This window comes from Paenibacillus sp. IHB B 3415 (genome assembly GCF_000802655.2).
In the GTDB taxonomy this organism is placed as follows: domain Bacteria; phylum Bacillota; class Bacilli; order Paenibacillales; family Paenibacillaceae; genus Paenibacillus_AQ; species Paenibacillus_AQ phytohabitans.
Map to the genome: position 1 here is coordinate 1 of NZ_JUEI01000082.1, position 22,810 is coordinate 22,810.

Genomic DNA, 22,810 nt, shown 5'->3' on the forward strand with positions numbered 1-22,810 from the left:
AAAGGCGGTCGCTGTCGCTCCTACAGTTCCAAAATCCCCCTCCGTTATTCTCATCTGTTATTCTCTTATTCAGTTCAAGCTATAGCGGATGAAATCTAAATACCAAAGCGGACGCTAGCGCTCCTGCAGTTCAAACTTCCCCTCGTTACTAATCACCTATTTAGCTTCGCTTTATTCTAAAGTTCTGGCGGCAATCCGCGAATATCCCATTCGCTGTGCTTAAAACGATCATCAAAAAATTAAAAACAGCGGAAGTAATCGTCACTTCCCGCTAACCCCTACTCTACTATTTCTGTAAAGTCGACGTTCTCGACAATCCAGCGCTTACGCGGATCAACCTTGTCGCCCATCAGTGTGGAGACGCGGCGTTCCGCCTTGGCGGCATCCTCGATCTGCACCTGCAGCAGCGTGCGGGAATCCGGATTCATCGTTGTTTCCCACAGCTGGTCCGGGTTCATCTCACCGAGTCCCTTGTACCGCTGCAGCTCGAAATTCTTGCCGAATTCCTTCAGGTAATTCTGCAGCTCCTCATCGCTCCAGGCGTAGCGGACTGTTTCCAGCTTACCCGATTTACGCGTCAGCTTATACAGCGGCGGCTGGGCAATGAAGACCTTGCCGGCATCGATCAGAGGCTTCATATAGCGGTAGAAGAAGGTCAGCAGCAGCACCTGAATATGCGCACCGTCCGTATCGGCATCGGTCATTATGATAATTTTGGAATAATTGCTGTCTTCCACGGCAAAATCAGGACCAATGCCCGCACCAATCGCCGATATAATCGCCTTGTATTCATCGTTCTTCAAGATATCCAGCAGCTTGGCCTTCTCCGGATTCATCGGCTTCCCCTTCAGAGGAAGAATGGCCTGAATCTTCGAATCACGGCCCTGCTTGGCTGAGCCTCCGGCGGAGTCGCCTTCTACGATGAAGATTTCGGTACGCGTAACATCCTTGGATTGTGCAGGCGACAGCTTACCGCCAAGATTCGAGCTCTCGCTGCGTTTCTTGCCGCTGCGGATTTCATCGCGGGCTTTGCGGGCAGCTTCGCGCGCCTTGGACGCCTGGATCGATTTCTTCAGCAGGCTCTGCGCGACCTGGGGATTCTCCTCGAGGAAGCGCGCCATTTTCTCCGAGACAATAAAGTCCACGGCACTGCGGGCAGAAGCACTACCCAGTTGATCCTTCGTCTGTCCGACAAATTCCACATCCGACATCTTAATGCTGATGACCGCCATCATTCCCTCACGGAGATCATTGCCCTCCAGATTCTTATCCTTCTCCTTAAGCAGCTGCGTCCGCCGGGCGTAGTCATTCAGCACACGGGTATAGGCTGTCTTGAAGCCGGTCTCATGTGTCCCTCCGCTGCGCGTAGGAATCGAGTTAACGAAAGAAGCAATGGTCTCCGTGTACCCCGCATTGTATTGCAGCGCAATTTCCACTTCAATCTCATCCTTCTCGGAGCTGAAATGAACCACATCATGCAAGACATCCTTGCCCTCATTGAGGAACTGTACAAACTGGCTCGCGCCGCCCTCATAAAAGAACTCATCCTGCCGTCCGCTCCGCTCATCGCTGATGTTGATCCGCAGGCCCGAGTTCAGGAAGGCGATCTCCTGCACCCGTTCCGCGAGTGTATCGTAATTCAGTGAAATGCCAGTCGGGAAGACGCGAATATCCGGCTTGAAGGTGATCTTCGAACCGGTCTTATTCGTATTCCCCAGTACCTCAAGGCCAGTCACAGGCTCGCCGACATGTTCTTTCCCGCTTTTGTCGACCCAATATTCGAAGCGTTGCCGGTGGATCTTGCCCTCACGGTAAATCTCCACTTCCAGCCACTCGGACAAAGCATTGGTTACTGATGCCCCTACGCCGTGCAGACCGCCCGATTTCTTGTAGCCGGAGCCTCCGAATTTACCACCCGCATGCAGAATGGTGAAAACAACCTGCGGAGTCGGCACTCCCGTCTTGTGCATCCCGGTCGGAATTCCCCGTCCGTTGTCAATTACGGTGACCGATCCGTCCTTGCGGAGTGTAATATCAATCTTCGAGCAAAACTTGGCCAAATGCTCATCTACGGCATTGTCCACTATTTCCCATACTAAATGGTGCAGTCCCGAGGAACTCGTACTGCCAATATACATGCCGGGCCGTTTGCGGACCGCAACCAGACCTTCGAGCACCTGAATGTCGTCAGCATCGTATCCAGTCCGGCCAACTTCGGCGTTCTTAGAGACTTTTGCAAACATATCGATCTGTTCGAGCATTCATGCTCCTCCTTCTTGTGTCTTACTATCTCTATAAAATGCAAACAAACGTTTTCGTTCACTTTGTACATTCTAATTCAAAATATCCCGTTTCGTAAAGACGGCGAATGAAATGATTACTGCAGCCAGTCCCCAAATCGCCAATACCGCCATCGAAAATGCCAGTGTCATGCCCTCAATCGGTGCGGGAGTACCTGCTAAATACCCGGTAAGCTCCATATTAACCATAAATAAATATTTGGCCGCAGTCCAGGCTGAAGCCATGTTCGTCAGGATCGTGCCTGCAATCAGCGCCGCCATCATCACCACTATACTGGCTGCCGTACTGCGTACCAGAACCGACACCATGAAAGCCAGCAGAGCAACAACTACGCTGACGAACCAGATCAAACCGCCCTGCATCAGCAGGTATTTCCATTGCGGCACGGCGTGAACCGTGGTCATATCGACCGTATCCCCGCTCAGCTGGAAGCCTGTGAACACCGGAACATTGAATCCTTTATATCCAAAAGCCAGCCCTGACACCAGATAGCTGATGATAAAAGCAGACAGGACGATTAAGGAGACAAACATCATAAGGGCCGTCATTTTACTGAATAGCACCTTCCAGCGTTTGACTGGACGCGTCAGCAGCATCTTGATCGTTCCTGTCGTTCTCTCCCCGGAGACCAGATCCGAGGCCACCGCCATAATCAGCAGCGGAATGAACAGGGACACGGAATTGTCCAGAAACTCACGGGTAAAGGTAACGCCGCTCGGCTCGTTCGGGTTCACATCGTGATCCAGATAATACTGCAGCTGCTGGACAAAAATCCGCCGGTACGACTTCCATTCTTCCGGAATCCGGTCGCTGCCGAGGGAGTTCTGGTTATCGGTAATCTGCTGCTGGACCTCCAGCCTCCAGTCAGAGTTAAACTTATCCCGGCTGCGTTCCGCTATACGCATCTGCGCATAGGTAAACATAGGCACAAGCACAAGCAGAATGAGCAGGATGACATAAAACCGTTTCTTTTTTATGATTTTGAGGCACTCATTGCGGATGAGCGGCAGCAGGTTAGTCAATAGTTTCACCTTCCGTTAGCTTCAAGAATAGCTGTTCCAGTGTAGGGTTGATTTTATGCACAGCCCGGACCTCCACCTCATCTGTAACCAGTACGGCGACAATTTCCGGAATTAAATCCTCTTCCATAACCGTAATCAGGGAATTCACTCCCATGCCTGCGATAATGGAGTCGTCCAGTGTTACTTCATCCAGCTCCAGCAGATGGATATCGGGACGGCTGCCGAGTACTTGCTTCGCCCTGCTGAGCGGCTCCAGCTCCCACAGGACATATGGAGAATTGCGGGTAACCAGTTCGTCCACACCGCCTACGGCGAGTACCCGCCCTTTACTGATGATCGCCACCCGGTCACACAGCAACTGAATCTCGCTCAGCAGATGGCTGGAGACGAACACGGCAAGCCCTTCATCCGCCAGCTTGCGGATGAATTCGCGCAGCTCCTTGATGCCCTTCGGGTCCAGACCGTTCGTCGGCTCATCGAGAATCAGCAGCCGTGGCCGGCCCAAGAGTGCCTGGGCAATGCCCAGCCGCTGGCGCATCCCCAGTGAATACGTGCTTACCTTGTCATGAATACGCTGATCCAGCCGTACAATATCCACTACCTCGGCAATCCTCGTCTTGTCCACACCGGGCTGCATGCGGGCGAAATGCTGCAGGTTCTCCCAGCCTGTCAGATACGTATATACCTCGGGATTCTCGACGATGGAGCCGACGTATTGCAATGCTTTTTCCGGGTCCCGGTTCACATTGTAGCCGCAGACGGTAATCGTGCCCTCACTTGGCCGGATCAGGTCAACCAGCATGCGGATCGTTGTGGTTTTGCCGGCACCATTGGGACCGAGGAAGCCGAAAATCTCGCCTTTCCGGACGTCAAACGTAACATCATCTATGATCCATTTGCGGCCGATTTTTTTGCGGACCCCTTGTACGGACAGGACGACTTCCCCGGAGGCTTCGTGCATTTGTTTAGCCATCTCTATACAACTCCTTGCTGCGGTCATTTCTGTTCAGAATGTTCCCTGCTCTGCCCCAAGTTAATGTACAGCCTGTACAATCCGTTCACTCATCCGCTGATAACCGTCCCCGTTGGGGTGGAAGTGGTCATTCGAGAGATATTTGTCCAGATGCCGGTTGAACAAATCGAAGGTCGGAACGAGCGTCATATTGCTGTGGGTGTTGATGATATCCATCGCTGCATTGTTCCAGGCGGTTACAGCCTGATTGCCCGGAACCAGCAGGTCCGCAATATCTCCGAAGGGATTATACAATCCCACGTAATAAATCTGTGCCTGCGGATTAATCCCGGCAATAGTGTCAAGAATACTGCCCAGCCGTTTGGATGCATCAGGCAGAGCCGAGAGCAGAGACTCGGGGGTCAATTCGTCGGTGGAGGCTGTAGGCACGGGTGCTGAACCTTCTACCGTGTTATTCGCAGCGGATTCAGTCCCCATTGGTGCTATTCCGTTCGTAGGATTCTCCGTATCTGCTGACGATGCTGCCTCTCCGCTGCTGCTGCCTGTCCCCAGAATATCCGAGCCGCGGAACAGATCATTCCCGCCTATAGAGATCAGGATTACATTCGCCTGGCGCAGCGCGTACTGCACACCCTCCTCCTGAAGCTTGCTCTGCAGTCCGGCTGTGGTTAAGCCGTTAATGCCCATGTTGCCGAGCAGCTCCGCCTTGCCTCCGTCCGCCGATAACGCCTCCAGCGTACGCTTCACAAATCCCTGTCCGGAATTGTCGCCCGTCCCTTTGGCCAAGGAATCCCCCAGCGCCAGTATCTTCAATTCATCCATTGCCGCGGCTGTCGGTGCAGCTGTTTCCTGCGGGAGGGATGACAGGAGTGTCTCCCCCTTGGGGTTGATAATATCGCTTACCGCATACACAAACCCTATAATTAAAAGTAAAGTTGCCAGGATGGATACCAGGCCCACTGCCCTCCAGGTCCATTTGGAATCGTTCAATGCTATCCCTCCGTATGACGATCTATTCTCCATTGTTCCACATTTTACAAACTTCTTAACTATGTAGATAAACATAATTCTTCTTTGCTTAATTTGCAAATAAAGCGGGGGTTTTGGTGAAAGGCGCGGCTGCAGTGATTTTGGACTTCCGGCCGCTGTTTTCCCTAGCTTTTTTTGATCTGTACCGCTCTTCGCGGTGATAATCTGGTGACAAAGGCGGTCGCTTCCGCTCCTACAGTTCCATAATCCCCTCCGCCGCTTCCACCTAAACGGTGTGGAGCAGTCAGGGCGGCACTATAGCACTGCTCTGATCATGCGAAACCGCAAAACTGCATAGTGCAAAACTGCGAAACTACAAATTGATTTCTCTTCGTCAGACAAAAACCTTCATTTCCCGATCCAGAACAAAAAAGAGGATGCCGGAGTGAGGTACTGAGAGGCACCCACACTTGCAAGAAACAAGTGGAAAAATGTAACTTAGTTCATCGATTTCTGAGGAATATACCTAAGCAAGTGGAAAAACAACAACTATTATTGGTGTTTCTCGAAGACTATCTTCATTTACTAAACCTCAAAAAAAGCCCCCCGGCAATGCCGGAGGACGAGTGAAGCTTAAGAGCTGCGTTATATTATTTACCGATGAATTCCTGAACCCAGTAATTATTGTCGAAGCCTACGCCGATGTAGTTGAAATTCGTGCTCAGAATGTTAGCCTTATGGCCCGGGCTGTTCATCCAGGCAGTCATAACTTCCTGCGGCGTTTTCTGGCCCATCGCGATATTCTCTCCGGCTGCCTGATAAGTAATGCCGAACGCGGACATCATATCAAAAGGCGATCCATAGGTCGGGGAAGTATGGGAGAAATAGTTGTTCGTACGCATATCAGTAGCCTTAGCCGCTGCCACTTTGTTCAGGCTGTCCAGTGCGGAGACAGGAGCCAGTCCTGCTGCTGCGCGTTCTTTGTTCACCAGGGCTACAACCTGCTGAATGTAGCTTGAAGCGCTGTCTGCGACAGCTGGAGCTGCAGTTGCAGCTGGTGTAGCTACCGGCTTAGCTGTGGCCACTGGGGCAGCCGTCGGTGCTGGTGTAACAACAGGCTTAGCCGTTGCTGCTGGTCTAGCTGTCGCTACCGGTACAGCGGTAGCCACCGGCTTAGCTGTTGCTGCCGGAACTGTTGCTACCGGATTCTTATAAATAACGGTCTTGGATACAGTGAACGTATTCCCGTCAAATACAAATGCCTTCGAATTGTACTGTGTGAAATATTCCATGAATTTTGCAAAATTCGTATCTGAAGCGGTTGCCGTAGTGGCTCCAGCTGCTGCGCTTGCCTGTAATGGAAGTGAAATGCTAAGTGCCATAACAGCGGCTACACTTCCACCTATCATTGCTCTTAAAGTCTTGCTTTTCATTCTGCCATCTCCTTATTCTTGTTGTAGAATTACCTGGCTGCCGAGAGTTGCGGACATCAATTGTTACAAAGTTGTAATTTGTTCCTCAGTCATTGTAACATAAAAAATCCGGCTGTGCGCTTCTAAATTATGACATTTTTCTTCACGGCTGAGGCTTGTCCACTTCTGTTCAAACAAGTGGAAACGGCTTTGCCGTCCTTTAATAAGGACGGTACCGTTTCAACGAGATATAGAAGGATAATTTATAACGCGAATCATATATATTCTTATATTTAAGAAACCGTCCTCTTCAGAACGGTCGCTTGTTCTTACAGTTAATATCGGCATTCACCGGCCCCCCGCTTAATGAAAGGACTGCCAGAATTCCCCTTCTGTCGAGATCAGGCCCATAATTTCGGCATACGGAATCCGGAATGTAGGAAAGCCCGCAGCATAGGGAGCAATTTCATAAGGGGCAAAATAGAGATACAGCGCTTCGCCATCCACATAAAAGGGCTGGTCAGCCGTAATGCCTTTGTACGTATCCGGAAAAACATAGGAATACTGCGGATCATTCGCAATCTGTTTTCCGACAATATCACTGAGCTTCTGCACATATTTGCTGCCAGGCTTGAACAGATCACTCAGCGTGTAAAATTTGCCGGTGCGCAAATTGATATGCTCATAGATCATAGTCGGCATTCCATGCGCCGCTCCAAATGGGAAACGGTATCCGCTAAGCTCCAGTACCAGCAGGTTCTTGCGGAAGAAGGATACGGCAAAATCCCCCGTATAGCTGAAATCCTGCCCCGCTCCGCCAGTTCCCGCGCCTTCTGCGAGAGAGAGACTGCGCAGCTTATCATTGACTGATTTGGATATCTCAGCGACAGCAATTCCTTCTACTACCGGATAGTAAACCAGGTAATCCCTGTTCGGTTTATATTTTTTCTCGAGCACGGAGTACGGCGGTCTGAGCGGTATTACACCATTCTGCCGCCATACCTGCTTGCCTCTGCGGTCATAGTAGGCAGTACGCTGGTCAACATCCGCACGGATCAGATCGCCGCTGAAGGTTAAAGATCCAGAGCCGGCAATGACCGGCGGCTGGGCAGCTTTTTTACCGCTTTTATCGATAAAATACGTATCCTTGGCATCATACACCGACGCGAGCCCGTTCTGATAATTGTTCACCCCGAGCAGCGGATGGGTGCTGAGAATTCTGCCTGTAAGCGCATCGGCAATCACATAGCGTGAACCCCGGTACGGCTGATCGGCATAAAGCGGAGTTCCCAGCGCAACACGGTTTTCACCCAGCTGCTGGACTTCATAGTAAGTCGCCGGAATAATGGTTTTGCCCTGCTTGTCGATCAGACCGTAAGCATTGCCGTAATCCTCAGCTGTGTTAATCACCGCCCGTCCTTCCGAGAAAGGCAAGGCTGCCGTAAACTGCGGCTGGATGGCAATGCTGCCGTCTGTATGGAGGTAACCGTACTTCCCGTTCTCCGTAGCTTGAAAAGCAAGCAGACCCTTCCCCGGATACCCCACGAATGGATATTTGTACGTATGCAGCACCGTTCCCTGGGGATCAATCAGCGCGAACTCACCCTCAGCGACTTTGACCAGAGCCGTTCCGTCATTGAAATCCCCGGCATCCAGATACACCGCTGGCAGTACCTCTTTGCCTTGGGCATCCAGATATCCGTAATATGAGTTCCCCCCGGTTGTATTCTGCTTGGAGAACAGCGCGCGGCCTTCATGCAGCGAATTCAGATAGTCATACCGCGCGGACGTGACCTCTTTGCCTTTTTCATCAATAAAAGTATAGCCCTTGGCATCCGAAACCACAGCCCGCCCTTCGGCAAACGGAGCAATAAAGGAATATAGCGGTTTGACCTTCTCCCGCCCGGAGCTGTCAATCAGGCCGCTGTAATTCTTGCGCTGCACTACCGCCAGGCCATTCTCCTGGAAATCCTCCGCATAGTCGTATCTGGGCTCGATCACAGTCCGTCCGTCGTTATTAATGTAGCCCCACAGTGTTCCCTCTTTAAGCTTAAAAGGAGCCGGATGCAGCAGCTCCGCCCGCAGCCCGCTGGCATCTACCTCCGGAAGCACGATAAGCGCCTCCAGCGGCTTTTTGGAGTAGTCTACGCGGTATAATCCCGCCTCTGCCGGGATCGTCACGAACAGATCATCATCCGCACGGATGAAATCCTCCTCCTGCTGCGGAATAACCTCATTCCAGCCGATTCCGTCCCACCGCCATACCTCCGTCTGAATCAGACCATTGTCATTCTCTTTTCCCAGCTCGTTCAGCTTAATCCTCAGCATTCAGTCGCTCTCCCTTACAAAGGCATTTGCCTATAGAATATGAGAGTGAGGGGGAAAGGGTGTTTATATGCCCAGAGCTGCCGATACGCGTGAGTATGAGCGTGGAATGCGTTGAGAGCATGGAATGCGTTAAGAGCGTGGAATGCGTTAAGAGCGTGGAATGCGTTAAGAGCGTGGAATGCGTTAGGAGCGTGGGGGCTTAAATGCGCCAAGAGCTTGAGGGTATAAATGCGTTAAAAGATTAGGAAAGGTGAGGCCGTAACTGCGGTGAATGTTTGGACTTCCGGCCGCTGTTGTCTCCAGATTTCTTGATTTGAACCGCTATAACGCGGTGGAAATCCGGAGACAAAGGCGGACGCTTCCGCTCCTCCAGTTCAAACTTCCCCTCCGTTACTCTCCACCTTTCTTCAGCAAAACCAAGGTCACAGGACAAACTGCAACCCTAAGAGCAGCACAAAAACACCCTTTCAGAGGGTGTTAGCCGGATGTTCAAGGGCTGCTTCGCCTGCCCTTTCACTTGTTATTGGGGTTCTGCAGCTACGTGCGCTGGCAATGCAGAGGAATAAGAGCAACTTCACTACTTCAACATAAAATCCTGCACTAAATACAACATTCTCATCATTATACCGTCCCTAATCCACGATTGTTGTATAGAATGCAGCATTTCACCTTCTTCAAGGCGATTTTCAAGAAAATTCTTGTATTTCGTACAACAATCCGCCCGAACACTTATATATTTAAGCTTGCGAGTTGCACTACGTACAACATTTATACACCTGGTTACTTTTGGGGTTTGCTGCTCACTTAAGGGTTGAGATATTGGGCATGGTTTTGGAGCAACGTTGCGACAAAATCAACATGCCCAAAGCAAAAGGCGTTTGCGAAATACCGCAAACGCTTAATTTGCACCACCCCCACCTGGGTGAGGTGATGGGAGTAACGAAGGTGAAGTTTGGAACTGGAGGAACGGCAGCACCCGGAGAGTTCTTGCATTCAATCGAAATGTAAGATGAACTATGAACTGTTAAGCTGATAAAAAGGGAAAGTAACGGAGGGGATTTTGGAACTGGAGGAGCGATAGCGTCCGCCTGAAAGCTTTCCAAAGGAAAGCTCACTTCGGAAGCATACGCTTGTTTGGATTTCTACCGCAGACAGCGGATCAAAATCAGGAAATCCAAACCTAACAGCGGCCGGAAGTCCAAAACTCACCGCAGTTACGATCATACCTGATATCAAAGTTTCCCAGTTCATTTTACCTCTTACATCGGTGCATTGAACGCAAAAACTCCGGGTGCAACAGCACCCGGATTCCAAGCATTCCCCGCAGTTACGGCTAATCACCGAACCACAATTATTTCTTCGAAGAATATTTACGCATATCGAACGATACAGCCGCGATGATGATGAGGCCTTTGATGATCAATTGGTAGTAAGGGCTGATGCCGATGAAGGTCAGACCGTAGTTGATCAGGGTGAAGATGATAACACCGACCAGAACACCTGGAACTGTACCGATACCGCCGGTAGTGGATACGCCGCCGACTACGCAAGCCGCGATAGCGTCAAGCTCGTACATGTTACCATAGTTGTTGGTAGCGCCGCCTGTTCTTGCAGCTTCAAGCACACCCGCCAGACCGTAAAGGGCACCAGCGATAGCGTAGATGTAGATCAGGTTCTTGGATACATTGATACCGGAAACCTTGGCAGCCTGCATATTGCCGCCGATAGCGTACATGTTTTTGCCCAGCTTCGTTTTGTTGAACAGCACCCACACGACGGCCGCGACCGCCAGGGCTATGAGGACAATGTAAGGTATAGAATATTGGCCGCTGCCGATAAAGCCGGAGCCGATTTTGGTGAAGTCAGGACGCAGACCACCGATTGGCTGCGATTGGTTAGGGTCCATATCGAAGTACAGGGAGTTCAAGCCGTACACGATGAGCATGGTGCCCAGAGTTGCGATAAATGGCGGAACGTTAAGCTTGGAGACGATAACCCCGTTGATGAGACCGCAGAGCAGACCGGCAACAATGGCAATCAGGATGGGCAGCCATACTTGCACTTGCGGCAGATCAGGGAAGAAGCGGCGTGAGTAATCCGGTATCTGTAGCATAGAAGCTGAGATAACGGCTGTGAAACCTACCACGCGGCCTGCGGACAAGTCGGTACCGGCTGTGATGAGGATAAAGGCAACCCCGAGCGCGATGATCACGCGTGTAGACGACTGAATCAGTACGTCACGCAGGGTGTTGATGGACATGAAGCTTGGTTCATATATGATGATCCCCATAATCAGCAGTACGAGCACGATGTAAATTGCGTTTTGAGTCACAAAGGACTGAGCTTTTTTTACGTTCATTAGTAGTGATCCCCCTTAAAATTACGCGAGCATATTCTCCTATCCGTACTCCTTAATGCTGTGCAGCGAGACGCATAACTTCGGTTTCCGTAGCTTGCTCGCCTTCTAATATTCCTGTAAGCCGTCCTTCCGACATCACCATTACACGGTCAGACATACCCAGCAGCTCAGGCATTTCCGAAGAAATCATGATAATGCTCTTACCCTGCTTTGCCAGGTCGGCAATAATGGTATAGATTTCGAATTTGGCACCCACGTCAATTCCGCGTGTCGGCTCATCCAGCAGCAGGACTTCAGGCTCCGTAAGCAGCCATCTGGCCAGCAGCACCTTCTGCTGGTTACCGCCGGAGAGATTCATAATCTGCGTTTTGGTGGTTGGTGTCTTGGTGCGCAGCTTCTCAATCATTTTATCGACTTCTGCTTTCTTCTTTCTGCCGTTCAGCAGGAAGTAAGGCGTCTTATAGTGGTCAAGGTTGGCGATTGCGCCATTCTCATGAACGGACAGTACCGGGAAGATACCGGTTACACGGCGTTCCTCGGTTAAAAGCGCCAGGCCATGTTTCTTGGCATCCTGCGGCGAATTGATCTTCACCTTCTTGCCTTTAATCGAGATGGAGCCAGATTTAATGGCGCGGAGTCCGAATAATGCTTCAATAACCTCTGTTCTCTGCGCACCTACGAGACCGCCGACACCGAGGATTTCACCGCGTCTCAGCTCAAAGGATACATCCTTAAAGGATCTTGGCTCCGGTGAGGTCAAGCCTTCCACCTTCATGTAGACTTCGCCCGGAACATTCGTGCGCTCAGGGAAGCGGTTAGTAAGGTCACGGCCGACCATTTTGGAGATAATCAGGTCTGTGGTAAGCTCGGCCGACGGCCAGGTACCGATCTTTTTGCCGTCACGCATGATGGTTACTTCATCAGAGATTTCAAGAATTTCTTCCATCTTGTGAGATATATAGATAATAGCTACGCCTCTTTTTTGCAGATCCCGGATAATCCGGAACAAATGCTCAACTTCTACACTGGTTAAGGAAGAGGTTGGTTCATCCATGACAATGACGCGTGAATGAAAAGAGACAGCCTTCGCGATTTCAATGGATTGGACCTTGGATACGGACAGCTTGCCCACCAAAGTTTCGGGATTCAGATCGATATCCAGATCTTTAAATAAATTTTCCGTGTCCGTGAACATTTTTTTGTGGTCAATAAACTGAATCGGCCCGATGCCCTTGGTCGGAAAACGTCCTAGCCAGATGTTCTCCATGACACTGCGGAAAGGTACCGGGTGCAGCTCCTGGTGAATCATCGAAATTCCGTGCTTAAGTGCATCGTTGGAGTTAGAGATGGTGGCCTTTTGGCCATCCAGGAAGATCTCACCGGCATCCGGTGAATAGATTCCAAAGAGACATTTCATCAGTGTCGACTTGCCTGCACCGTTCTCGCCCATAAGTGCATGAACCGAACCCGGTCTAACCTTTATGCTGACTCCGTCCAGCGCCTTAACGCCGGGAAATTCTTTAGTAATGCCCTTCATTTCCAGCAAAAACTCAGCATTTTCCATGTTGTTACGCCCCCTACGCTTTTTTTCTTTTTCCATGAGAGGCACAGCGGTTCCATCCTGTTCCCTACCCGAAAGGAATTCCGGAGAGCGGGTGACCGCCCTCCGGGATTTTTGTTTTATGAAGCTTATCTGTATCTGGAGCAATCTAACTATTATTGAGCGTCAGCTACGTTGTCTTTAGTGATCTTTTTGTAGGAGATCCATACGTATTGGTTGTCAGTGATGTCGAAGCCTACAGTTTCTTTGGTAGGTGTTTCGCCTTTTGCCAGCAGGGAAGCCAGGACGATTGCCGCTTTACCCTGGTTGTTGGCATCGTTCAGTACAGTACCGAGCATGGTTCCGTCTTGCAGCGCTTGAACCGCTGGAGCAGTTGCATCAACGCCTACTACCGGCATGTATTTGTCGCCAGTGAAGTATCCTTGGGCTTTCAGAGCTTCGATTGCACCGAGAGCCATGTCATCGTTGTTGGCAAGAACGGCTTCAATCTTGTCGCCGTGGGAGCCGAGGAAGGCTGCCATTTTTTCCTGTCCTTTTACGCGATCCCACATTGCAGTATCTTCAGCCAATTTCTCAACCTTGATGCCTGCATCTTCGATAGCCTGGATGGAGTAAGTGGTCCGCAGCTCAGCATCCTGGTGTCCCGGTTCGCCTTTGAGCATTACGTATTGCAGCACGCCGTCGCCGTTCTTGTCAGCTTCAGGGTGAGCCTTCCAGTAGTCAACAATCAGCTGGCCGGACATCGTGCCGGACTCTTCTGCTTTTGCGCCTACATAGTAAACTTTATCCCATTTCTTCATATCTTCAGGAAGCGGTTCGCGGTTCAGGAACACAACCGGAATGTCAGCTGTTTTTGCTTTGTCGATGATAACGCCTGCAGCTGTGCGGTCAACCGGGTTGATCAGCATGCCGTCATATTTTTTGGTGACGAACAAATCCACCTTGTCATTTTGTGTAGGCTGGGAATTCTGGCTGTCTACGATATCTACTGTGGCGATGCCTTTGGCAGCAGTATCGATGGCGTTACGGACACCCGTCATGAAAGTATCATCAAATTTGTAGATCGCTACGCCAACCTTTGGAGTTTCAGCAGCGGAACCGGAATTTGCAGTTGCAGCAGCGTTGCCTGTGTTAGCTTTGTTACCAGTGTCAGCAGCATTGTTGTTGTTGCCGCCGCAGCCTGCAAGAGCAGCACCCAGCAAAGCACTAGCAAGTAAAACGGAAGTGATTTTTTTCATAATCAATTGACCTCCTGAGGATATTTCTTTTTGTTATCCCGGTGTGTCCCGGGTACATCCTTATTATGCCCTACATGAAAACGGTTGCGAATATAAAATACTACTCATTTTCATGAAAATTCTAATGTCTAAAATCTGATTTTCTCCTATCTGACAAACGGGAACAGCAGCTTCTGGTTCTCGGGCCACAGCATATTCTCCAGATCGATCAGCTTGGTGCCTGTGTCCACCCGCTCCGGAATAGTCACACCTTCAAGCGCTTCTACGGCGTATTTCACGGCTAAATACCCGTTGCTGAAAGGGTTCTGGATCACGGTCGCCTGCACCGTGCCATCCTGCAGCGATTCCATCATGGAGGGGGAACTGTCAAACGCAACCATCTTTATGTTGTCCAATCTTAAGCTTTGTATGACTTTGGCTGCTCCCTGGGAAGCAATTTCATTCAACGTGGCAATCCCGCGCAGATTAGGATGCTTCTCCAGCATCTCCCGGGTCAGGGTTTCGGCCTCCACCGTGCTTGAGGAAGTGTAGGAGATCTGCACCACTTTGACATTCGGATAACGGGCTGCGTAATTGAGGAATCCTTTCTCGCGCTCATCCGCATCCCTGGCCCCGTAATCAATGCTGCCTGTAGACCCCGGGTCCACATTCAAAGAGGAATTGGTGAAATTGATAATTCCAATCTCGCCATATCCCTGCAAAAGCTGGATCAGCCGCTCCGCGGACTTCTGTCCGGCTTCATAACCGTTCGAGCCCACATAGGCCTGTACCCTGGCTGATCCGACTTCCGCATCAACTGAAATCACAGGGATTTTGTAATACGCCGCCTGGTCTACGACCTGAGCCAGTCCCATATAGCTGCTGGCAGCGAGAATAATCACATCCGCCTTCTCTTTAATGGATTCCTCCACCATAACCACCTGCTCATCGATATCACTCTCCGAATCCGGCGCTTTGAACGTCAGCTTGACATTGAATTCCTTCGCTGCGGCTTCCGCTCCCAGCTTCACCGTATTCCAGTAATCCCCTTTATTCATCTTGACGATCAAATGGATATTGCGCGTCTTGTTCGTGCTGATGTAAGCAGGTGACGAATTAAAGCAAGAGGACACAGAGATCCAGAGCACCCCGCACAGCAGCAAAGTTAGCCAAAAACGTACGCTTCTCACCGGTTTGTCTCCTCCTTCTGCTCTTCCATCCCTTCGCCGGCCAGCCGGGCCGGGAAGGTGATGGTGACGATTGTGCCTTCTTCAATTTCACTCTGAAATGCAAGCCCATATTCGCGGCCATAATATAAGCCGATCCGTTCATGAACATTCCGTACTCCGACTCCTGAGCCGCTTCCGCTTTTGACGCCTCCGCTAAGAATCACGTTCATTGTTTCCATGGACATCCCGAGTCCGTTGTCACTGACCCTGATGATAATGAGCCCATCCTTAAGCTCAGCGCTGATCGAGATTAGCCCTTCATCCGGCATCATTTCGATCCCATGGTAAAGTGCATTCTCAACGATTGGCTGCAGGATCAGCTTAATCGTCTGGTACTGCAACACTTCATCCTGTGCCGTTATTTCGTAACGGAACTTATTTTTGAAACGGAAGCTCTGAATCACCAGGTAATGGCGGATATGATCCAGCTCCTCCTGGATGGTAATAATATTCTTGCCCTTGCTCAGACTGATCCGGAAAAATTTCGAAAGGGACTGAATCATCGTGACGACCTCATCCGTTTTGCCGCGTTCTGCCAACCGGATGACTGAATTCAGTGTGTTGTATAGAAAATGAGGGTTGATCTGCGACTGCAGGACTTCAAGCTCGCCTTTGCGTTTGGTCTCCTGCTCATAGATGATCTGATCCATCAGCTGCCGGATACGCTGGAGCATCATATTGAAGCGTTTGGACAGCTGTTCCACCTCATAGGCGCCGCTGACATTGATCGGGGTATTAAGGTCTCCCTCGCCCACCTGCTTGACCGTGCGCTCAAGCTTGCGGATCGGACTGGCAATCAGCCAGGACAGGAACACAGATACGGCAACCACACACACCAGGACAACTGCGAGGAACCAGGACAGAAATTGGTTCAGATCGCGTTTGGTCGTTACAATCTCATCATAGTAAGCGACCCCGACGATCTTCCAGCCGGTCTGGGCCAGTGTGCGCACGGTAATAAACCGCTTCTCTCCGGTGGACTCATCCAGATAGCTGCGGAAGGCATATTCCAGCACCGGCTCCACATTCTCATATTTGAGGCCGGCATAGATCAGCTGCTGCTGCGGATGGTAGACGATATTCCCGAGCGGATCGAGAATGTAAGCGTATCCTCTTTTACCGAGCTTCACTTGCCGGCTCAGCTCATCAATCGTCCTGAAATTGAAATCCAGCAGCAGGACACCGGTTTTCAGCTCGCCCTTCTCCCTGTACTGAATCATTTTGCTGATCGATACGACCCAGGTATACCGTCCCTTGAACAAATTCTGAATATGCGGGGCTGAGTAGGATATCTCCGAGGTCCGCTTGGCCGTGGTGAACCAGCTCTGGCTCTCCAGCTGAGTGTTCAGGCGCATGCTTTGACCAGGCGTACCCACTACATATTTGCCCTGCGGTGTAAAAACAGCCATGGATACCAGGTCCTCACGGCTGCTCATTAGTGTGTCCATGCGTTCATAGAGCAGCGGAGAGTCAATGGATTGACTCGTGGTGATCTGCTTCTCCGCCGTCTCAAAAATGCTGCCCATACCCTTAACATACAGCTCCAGATTATAATTCACCTGCTCGATAATCTGCTGCATGTTGAGATTGGCATTCTCCTCCGCCGTGTTGGCAAACTTGCCGTACAGCATAATGCTGACGATCACTGCAACGGCTACAGTGACCGCTGTAAAGGTAAGGGTAATAATGAGCTGGATGCTCCGCAGCTTGGAAGACAGGCGGATTTTGCCTCTCTTGCGGGGCTGCGGGCGAAGCGGAAAGAAAGTACCCTTCGGTTTGGTCATGGGTTAGCCTCCCCGCGAGCTGTTCTTATACTCTTTGGGTGACTGTCCGTATTTCTTGCGGAAGCAGAAGCTGAAATAGTTCGGATCGGCAAAACCGATCCGCTCGGCGATTTCAAATGCCTTCAGCTCGGTCGAGCGCAGCATTTCCTTCGCCGCCTCCAGCCGGATCTGCAGCAGATAGCTGACAAAGGTCATCTTCATTTCTTTCTTGAAAATACTGCTGAAATAGCCTGTGCTGATATGCAGATGCTGGCATACCTTGCCGATGGAAATGTCGGACTCCTCATAATGGGCCCGGATATAATCCTTGGCCTGGTCAATCAGCTGCTTATAGCTCGACTGCCGCTCGGAGGCGATGGTATCCATCAGCCGGCTGCACACCGTGATAATCCACTGCTTGGCTTCCCCCATATTGTTGAACTTATTAAGCTCGGTCAGCGATGAAATGCCGGAGCCGATAAAGTCATTCGTTTCACTGCCGGATTCCTTGGCCACCCGCAGAATCGATGTAATGATCTCCAGCAGGAAAATCTGATAATCCTGTGTCGAGACCTGCGCCGTATCCAGTCCCCCGAACAGCTCGTCCACCACTTCCCGCAGCTCCTGGACTGTACCCAGCTTGATCGTGCGGATCAGCGACTGTTGGGTCAGCTCATCATAGGCCAGCATCTGGCTGGATCTCGATTCCACATCCTCAATCCAGATCACGCGGTTGTTGCCGAGAATCAGCCGGTAATCCAGTGCCTGCAGTGCATCTCCGAAGGAATTGAACAGCATGGACGGCATCCGGCATACCGTTCCTGCACCAGCAGTCACTGTAAGCTTCAGGAAACGCTGTACATTTTGGCGGATTTCTTCAAGGATAGAGAAGGTTCTGCCTGTGATTTCGCTCTCATCGGTTCCCTGGCTGACGGAGAGCAGCACAACATCATCGCGGTGGATGAACACCTTGCCGAAGCTGTGCTTCTGGCAGATTTCCTCGGCAATGTTCAGCACGGCAAAGAGCTGCAGATTACGGTCCCCGGTGTCACGCAGGGATACCGGCCCCGCCTCAGGAACGCCGGAGCTTCTGTCCGGGCGGATATAATCAATACTGATAACAGAGGACTGGAATAGCTCCCCGCTCAGATTGATGCCATATTCTGCGCTTTTCTCGGCAATTTCCGCGGAGCGCAGACGGCGTGACACCAGGGAGGACAGGAACTGCTCACGCAGCACCGGCAGGCTCTTACGGTAATGCTCGCTGAGCACGAATACATTTTCCTTCTCGGCAATCTCGGTCTCGATCGCAGCTCTAACCTTCAGCAGGACATCAATCAGCTCCTGGGAAGAGAAGGGCTTAAGAATATATTCATCAATCTGCAGCTTAATCGCCTTCTGGGCATATTCGAATTCATCATAGCCGGTCAGAATGATTATCTTCGTGTTAGGGTGACGGCTGCGGACCCATTCCGCCAGCTGCAGTCCGTTCATGAACGGCATCTGGATATCGGTAACCACCACATCCGGCAGTAGCCTATCTATCGCATCCGCGGCTTCACGGCCGTTCTCCGCCTGCTCCACCACTTCGAATCCGTATTTCTCCCAGTCGATCTGGGCGATAATGCCTTCTCTTACATCTTCCTCGTCTTCGGCGAGAATTAATTTATACATGCTTCATCCCTCTTCGGATATGGTTTGGAGTTTTACAGCATTATAATAGCTGATTCAGTAAGCTCAATCTATGTTTAAATAATGAAAGCTGTAGTAGCGGATCATGTCAAATACGGGGAGCAATTCACTATATAGGCTGAATGCATTTATTGCAAGTAAATATTATGTACTTACATAGGCTGAACTTAACAATTTAACAATTTAACATTCAACCCATTCTTCACCCTGTGCATTTTTGAATTTCCGGGCGGCTGCTGTCGTTTGCAGGGAAATCCTGCCCATAATACAACATTTTGCTCAAGATTTCGTCCCTAATCCAAAATTGTTGTACGAAATGCAGCATTTCTCCTCCTTCGGACGGGTTAGTACGATAATTCTTGTATTTCGTACAACAATCTGTCCAAACACCCCGGTATCCGGGAATCAAGGTTGCACAACGTACAACATTTATGTCTACAGTGCTTACTAAGTAGTCTCTATTCTGGCGGAAATAAAAAAAACCATCCCGCTTATGCCGGGATGGGGATGTTCGGTCACGTATAGGAATTATAGCAATGCTTTGTTGAAGCGGTACCCTGTTGTCTTTTCGAATCCGATATGGCGGTAAAAGGCATGCGCCGGTGCACGCTCCACGCGGTTGCCGCTTCGCAGGAACAGCTGGCAGCAGCCTTGATGGCGTGCCCATTCTTCCGCTGCGGATACGAGTCTTTTGCCAAGGCCTTGTCCTCTAAGTTCCTCTGATACGATCAGCGCGGTAATTTCCGTAATACAATCTGCATGTTTGTAATAGGACTTCACCTGCCGGAGTCCGATCATTCCCACAACTTCGTTATTGAGTTCTGCGACCATTGTGCAGTGGAGCGGATCATGCTCCATGCCTTCCATTCTCTCTTTCATCACGCTAAGCGTCGTCGGATAGCCGAATTCCCGCAGAAGGGCTGTAACTCTCTCCAGATCATTCATGCCACATTTGCGAATTTGCAGTACCTGCTCCTGAGTACTACTGTTCATCCTCGTATACCTCCACTTTTAGCATAGACGCCGCCTGCTTGGCCGTCGTCCGCGCGATTTCCACATCTTCCGCTGAACTGAGTGTTACTGCCATCCGCCGTCCAGGGCGGATCTCCGGTTTGCCGAATACACGGACTTGCGTTCGGGGAAAGGTTAGTGCCTTATCTATCCTGGTTACCGCAAAAGCTTGTCCAGTTCCTTCGGCCTTCAGGGTAGCTGAAGCACCCGGTGTCAACAAACGTACCGATTCCAGCGGAAATCCAAGAATGGCTCTGACATGCAGAGCAAATTCCGACAAATCCTGCGTAATCATTGTAACCATACCTGTGTCATGCGGTCTGGGTGATACTTCGCTGAACAGCACCCCGTCCGGGGTCAGAAACAGCTCCACTCCAAAAATCCCATATCCGCCAAGCTCATCCGTAACGGCCCGGGCCATCGACTGTGCTTCGGCAAGCAGCGCTTCACTCATCTGATGCGGCTGCCAGGACTCCACATAATCGCCATCCTTCTGGATGTGGCCGATCGGCGGACAAAATACGGTTCCGCTAACCGAGCGGACGGTAAGTAATGTAATCTCACTCTCGAAAGTGACAAAAGCCTCTACAATGACGCGTGTACCTTTGGCACGTGCTCCTTCCAGAGCCGTATTCCAGCATTCTGCGGCATCCTCAGGTGTCCTGCAAATACTCTGTCCCTTGCCGGAAGAGCTCATAATCGGCTTGATCACACACGGTGTTCCAAGCTCACTTACGGCCTGGCGAAGTTCGTCCAGACTGTCAGCGAACCGGTATCCGGCGGTCGGCAGACCCAGCTCTTCAGCCGCAAGGCGGCGGATGCCTTCCCGGTCCATCGTCAGTCTAGCGCTACGTGCGGTCGGTACCACGAGGAAACCTTCTTCCTCCAGTTCCACCAGCGCTCCGGTAGCAATAGCTTCGATCTCGGGGACAATCAAATCCGGTTTCTCTGAACGGATTAATTGCTTCAGTGCCTCTGAATCCAGCATATCCAGTACATAAGAGCGGTGGGCTACACCCATCGCCGGTGCAGCTTCATAACGATCCACAGCTACGGTCTCTACGCCAAGGCGCTGAGCTTCGATAATGACTTCCTTACCCAGTTCACCGCTGCCGAGCAGCAGCAGCTTCTTGCTCCGGGCTGAAAAAGGAGCTCCCCACATTGTCGACTCCAACCTCTTTTCGCAAATTTGACTGCCGACTTCTCTATTTCTGTAAATTGTCGCAGTTTCATTGTAAATTTTCAGGCTTCTTTATTTTCATCCATCAACCAGCAGATTGCAAGCGTTCTTCGACATTTTCCTACAAACTTCACAGATGACTGTCCACCATATTGACGAAAGATTGCTCCATGAGCGATAATTCGCCGGCAATTTGGCCCCAGTGCTGCGCTGAATCACCCCCTTTCAGGAGTTCCGACATAGCGGCTTCCTGCTCGGCCAGACCCTCACGCAGCTGCTCTGCGGCAAGGGAAAGTGCCGCCGCTGCCGCACCGGTATAGAAAGACAACAGCCGTTCTTCCTGGCTTTCAGCCGCAGCAGCAATAGCTTCTTTGAACCAGTGCTCGGCAGCTGTGCGGATTTCTGCCCGTCCAGGGCCTTCAAAGAAATGACGCGGTGATCTGAAGCGGCTCCACAGTGCTGCCCAATCCAGCGGGGCAAGGGAGCAATCGAGCTTTGCCGGGGCGGGCCAGCGCTCGTCTGGATTCTCCAGAAGCTGAAGCTCCTGACCCGGGATGGAAAGTTCTGCAGCTGCAGCTGCAGCCGCCTGAGTTACCAGCCTGCGCCCTGCCGCCTCCAGCCGCAAGGTGGTCGCCCACAGCTCCTGCTCCAGTTCACGCAGGATACTGCGCTCCAGCTCCCGGCCGCAGGCAATGAAGATGTCTTTCAGATGACCGCCCTCTTCCCGGAGGATAGAGGGATGGAACGATTCCTGAAAGGAACGGCCAAAGGAGAAGGCCAGGCGCTGCCGGACATGGTAGAGAAGCTCCTCACCCTCCCTGCGCAGATCCCGGATTGGCCGCTCTTCCCGCTCAAGCTGTGCCAGCCGCAGGCCTGCGTCATCCCGGCGCTTCCGGAACCGGCGCAGCCCTTCTTCCTGCTGGTCAGCTGCCATAAGCGCCATATGCTGCCATTCCTCCGCGCGGAGCCGGACCGAGCTTAGGCTATCCCTCGCCGCCGCCAGTGACAGGCGCGGCAGCTCCTCACCCGCAAATTCAGACAGCGCCGCTTCGAAGCTGCTGAATCCGGAAGCCTCGTAGGACTCCCGTACCCCGCGCGACTTGCCCTCCAGGGCAAGCAGACTGGACAAGGCATAGATCCGCGGGGAGGTCAGGCCGCCGGCACGCAGATTCTGCGTCACATGCTGCTTCACTTCTTCCAGCTCTGCCTCGTCAGAAGCGAGGTCAGACGCATTGATGATGAAGAACATTTTATCCAGGGCAAAGCTGTCCTTGATTCTTCCCAGCTGGGCCAGGAGACTGCGGTCGGCTTTGGAGAAGGCATGATTATAGTAGGTCACGAAGCAGATCGCATCCGCATTCTTCATGTAGCCAAAGGTTACACCGGTATGCCGGGCATGTAAGGAATCCGCTCCGGGGGTGTCAACCAATACGATCCCGCTCCGTGTCAGAGGGCTGTCATAATAGAGGTCAGTACTCTGCACGAAGCAGGCCCGTTTCTCATCGGCTACCAGGCTGCGGTATTCATGCAGGCTGACCGTACGCTCTGTTCCGAGCAGCGGGCCGGATTCCTCCCAGCCCGCTGCCGCTGCGCGCAAGAATCCGGCATGCGGCAGCGAGGACGGATGAAGCCCGCTGGTCTGCAGGCGGGCCACCGCTGCAGTCCAGGTTGTGTGCTGCGGCGGTGCCAGCTGCAGCACACTGAAGGAATGGAGGATATCGTCCCAGAAATCCTCCGCTGACTTCATGGTCACGGCCGCAGTCGCGTGGGCGAATCCGCCCTCCGGGGCCAGA

General features: G+C 51.5%; 15 protein-coding genes. All 15 read right to left on the reverse strand.

What is annotated here, in order from left to right:
- Nucleotides 1-278: 278 nt before the first annotated feature.
- Nucleotides 279-2,261: a DNA topoisomerase IV subunit B gene (gene parE, locus QW71_RS29260; RefSeq protein ID WP_039307730.1), complete on the reverse strand. Its 1,983-nt coding sequence runs from the start codon at nucleotides 2,259-2,261 to the stop codon at nucleotides 279-281.
- Between the two features lie 72 nt (nucleotides 2,262-2,333).
- Nucleotides 2,334-3,323, reverse strand: coding sequence for an ABC transporter permease (locus QW71_RS29265; protein WP_039307732.1), 990 nt, complete (start codon nucleotides 3,321-3,323; stop codon nucleotides 2,334-2,336).
- Entirely contained in the window at nucleotides 3,316-4,296 is a 981-nt protein-coding gene (locus QW71_RS29270; protein ID WP_235441589.1) for an ABC transporter ATP-binding protein, read from the reverse strand. Before QW71_RS29270 ends, QW71_RS29265 begins: the two co-directional genes overlap by 8 nt.
- 60 nt (nucleotides 4,297-4,356) lie before the next feature.
- Complete coding sequence (locus QW71_RS29275; protein WP_052770417.1) at nucleotides 4,357-5,286, reverse strand: GDSL-type esterase/lipase family protein; 930 nt, start codon at nucleotides 5,284-5,286, stop codon at nucleotides 4,357-4,359.
- Between the two features lie 629 nt (nucleotides 5,287-5,915).
- Complete coding sequence (locus QW71_RS29280; protein ID WP_039307734.1) at nucleotides 5,916-6,698, reverse strand: CAP domain-containing protein; 783 nt, start codon at nucleotides 6,696-6,698, stop codon at nucleotides 5,916-5,918.
- Between the two features lie 342 nt (nucleotides 6,699-7,040).
- The gene (locus tag QW71_RS29285) at nucleotides 7,041-9,005 is read right to left on the reverse strand and encodes a WG repeat-containing protein (RefSeq protein ID WP_039307737.1); all 1,965 of its coding nucleotides are present in this window, start codon (nucleotides 9,003-9,005) and stop codon (nucleotides 7,041-7,043) included.
- 1,351 nt (nucleotides 9,006-10,356) lie between these two features.
- On the reverse strand, nucleotides 10,357-11,364 hold the full coding sequence (gene mglC / locus QW71_RS29295) for a galactose/methyl galactoside ABC transporter permease MglC (protein ID WP_039307739.1): 1,008 nt from the start codon (nucleotides 11,362-11,364) through the stop codon (nucleotides 10,357-10,359).
- Nucleotides 11,365-11,416: 52 nt separating this feature from the next.
- On the reverse strand, nucleotides 11,417-12,928 hold the full coding sequence (locus QW71_RS29300; protein ID WP_039307742.1) for a sugar ABC transporter ATP-binding protein: 1,512 nt from the start codon (nucleotides 12,926-12,928) through the stop codon (nucleotides 11,417-11,419).
- A 152-nt stretch (nucleotides 12,929-13,080) separates the two neighbouring features.
- Nucleotides 13,081-14,163, reverse strand: a complete 1,083-nt coding sequence (locus tag QW71_RS29305) for a galactose ABC transporter substrate-binding protein (RefSeq protein WP_152679896.1) — start codon at nucleotides 14,161-14,163, stop codon at nucleotides 13,081-13,083.
- A gap of 146 nt (nucleotides 14,164-14,309) precedes the next feature.
- Nucleotides 14,310-15,332 carry a substrate-binding domain-containing protein gene (locus tag QW71_RS29310; protein ID WP_039307745.1) on the reverse strand — a complete coding sequence of 341 codons (1,023 nt, stop codon included), beginning with the start codon at nucleotides 15,330-15,332 and terminating at the stop codon, nucleotides 14,310-14,312.
- Nucleotides 15,329-17,155: a sensor histidine kinase gene (locus tag QW71_RS29315; RefSeq protein WP_083442781.1), complete on the reverse strand. Its 1,827-nt coding sequence runs from the start codon at nucleotides 17,153-17,155 to the stop codon at nucleotides 15,329-15,331. Before QW71_RS29315 ends, QW71_RS29310 begins: the two co-directional genes overlap by 4 nt.
- 3 nt (nucleotides 17,156-17,158) lie before the next feature.
- Nucleotides 17,159-18,808, reverse strand: a complete 1,650-nt coding sequence (locus QW71_RS29320; RefSeq protein ID WP_039307748.1) for a response regulator — start codon at nucleotides 18,806-18,808, stop codon at nucleotides 17,159-17,161.
- A gap of 546 nt (nucleotides 18,809-19,354) precedes the next feature.
- Nucleotides 19,355-19,819: a GNAT family N-acetyltransferase gene (locus QW71_RS29325; RefSeq protein WP_039307750.1), complete on the reverse strand. Its 465-nt coding sequence runs from the start codon at nucleotides 19,817-19,819 to the stop codon at nucleotides 19,355-19,357.
- Nucleotides 19,809-20,999 (reverse strand): formate-dependent phosphoribosylglycinamide formyltransferase, encoded by a 1,191-nt coding sequence (gene purT / locus QW71_RS29330; protein WP_039307753.1) that lies wholly within the window; start codon nucleotides 20,997-20,999, stop codon nucleotides 19,809-19,811. The genes QW71_RS29325 and purT overlap by 11 nt, the downstream gene beginning before the upstream one ends.
- Before the next feature lie 148 nt (nucleotides 21,000-21,147).
- The coding region (locus QW71_RS29335) for a dynamin family protein (RefSeq protein WP_039307756.1) at nucleotides 21,148-22,810 on the reverse strand (1,663 nt) is incomplete at its 5' end.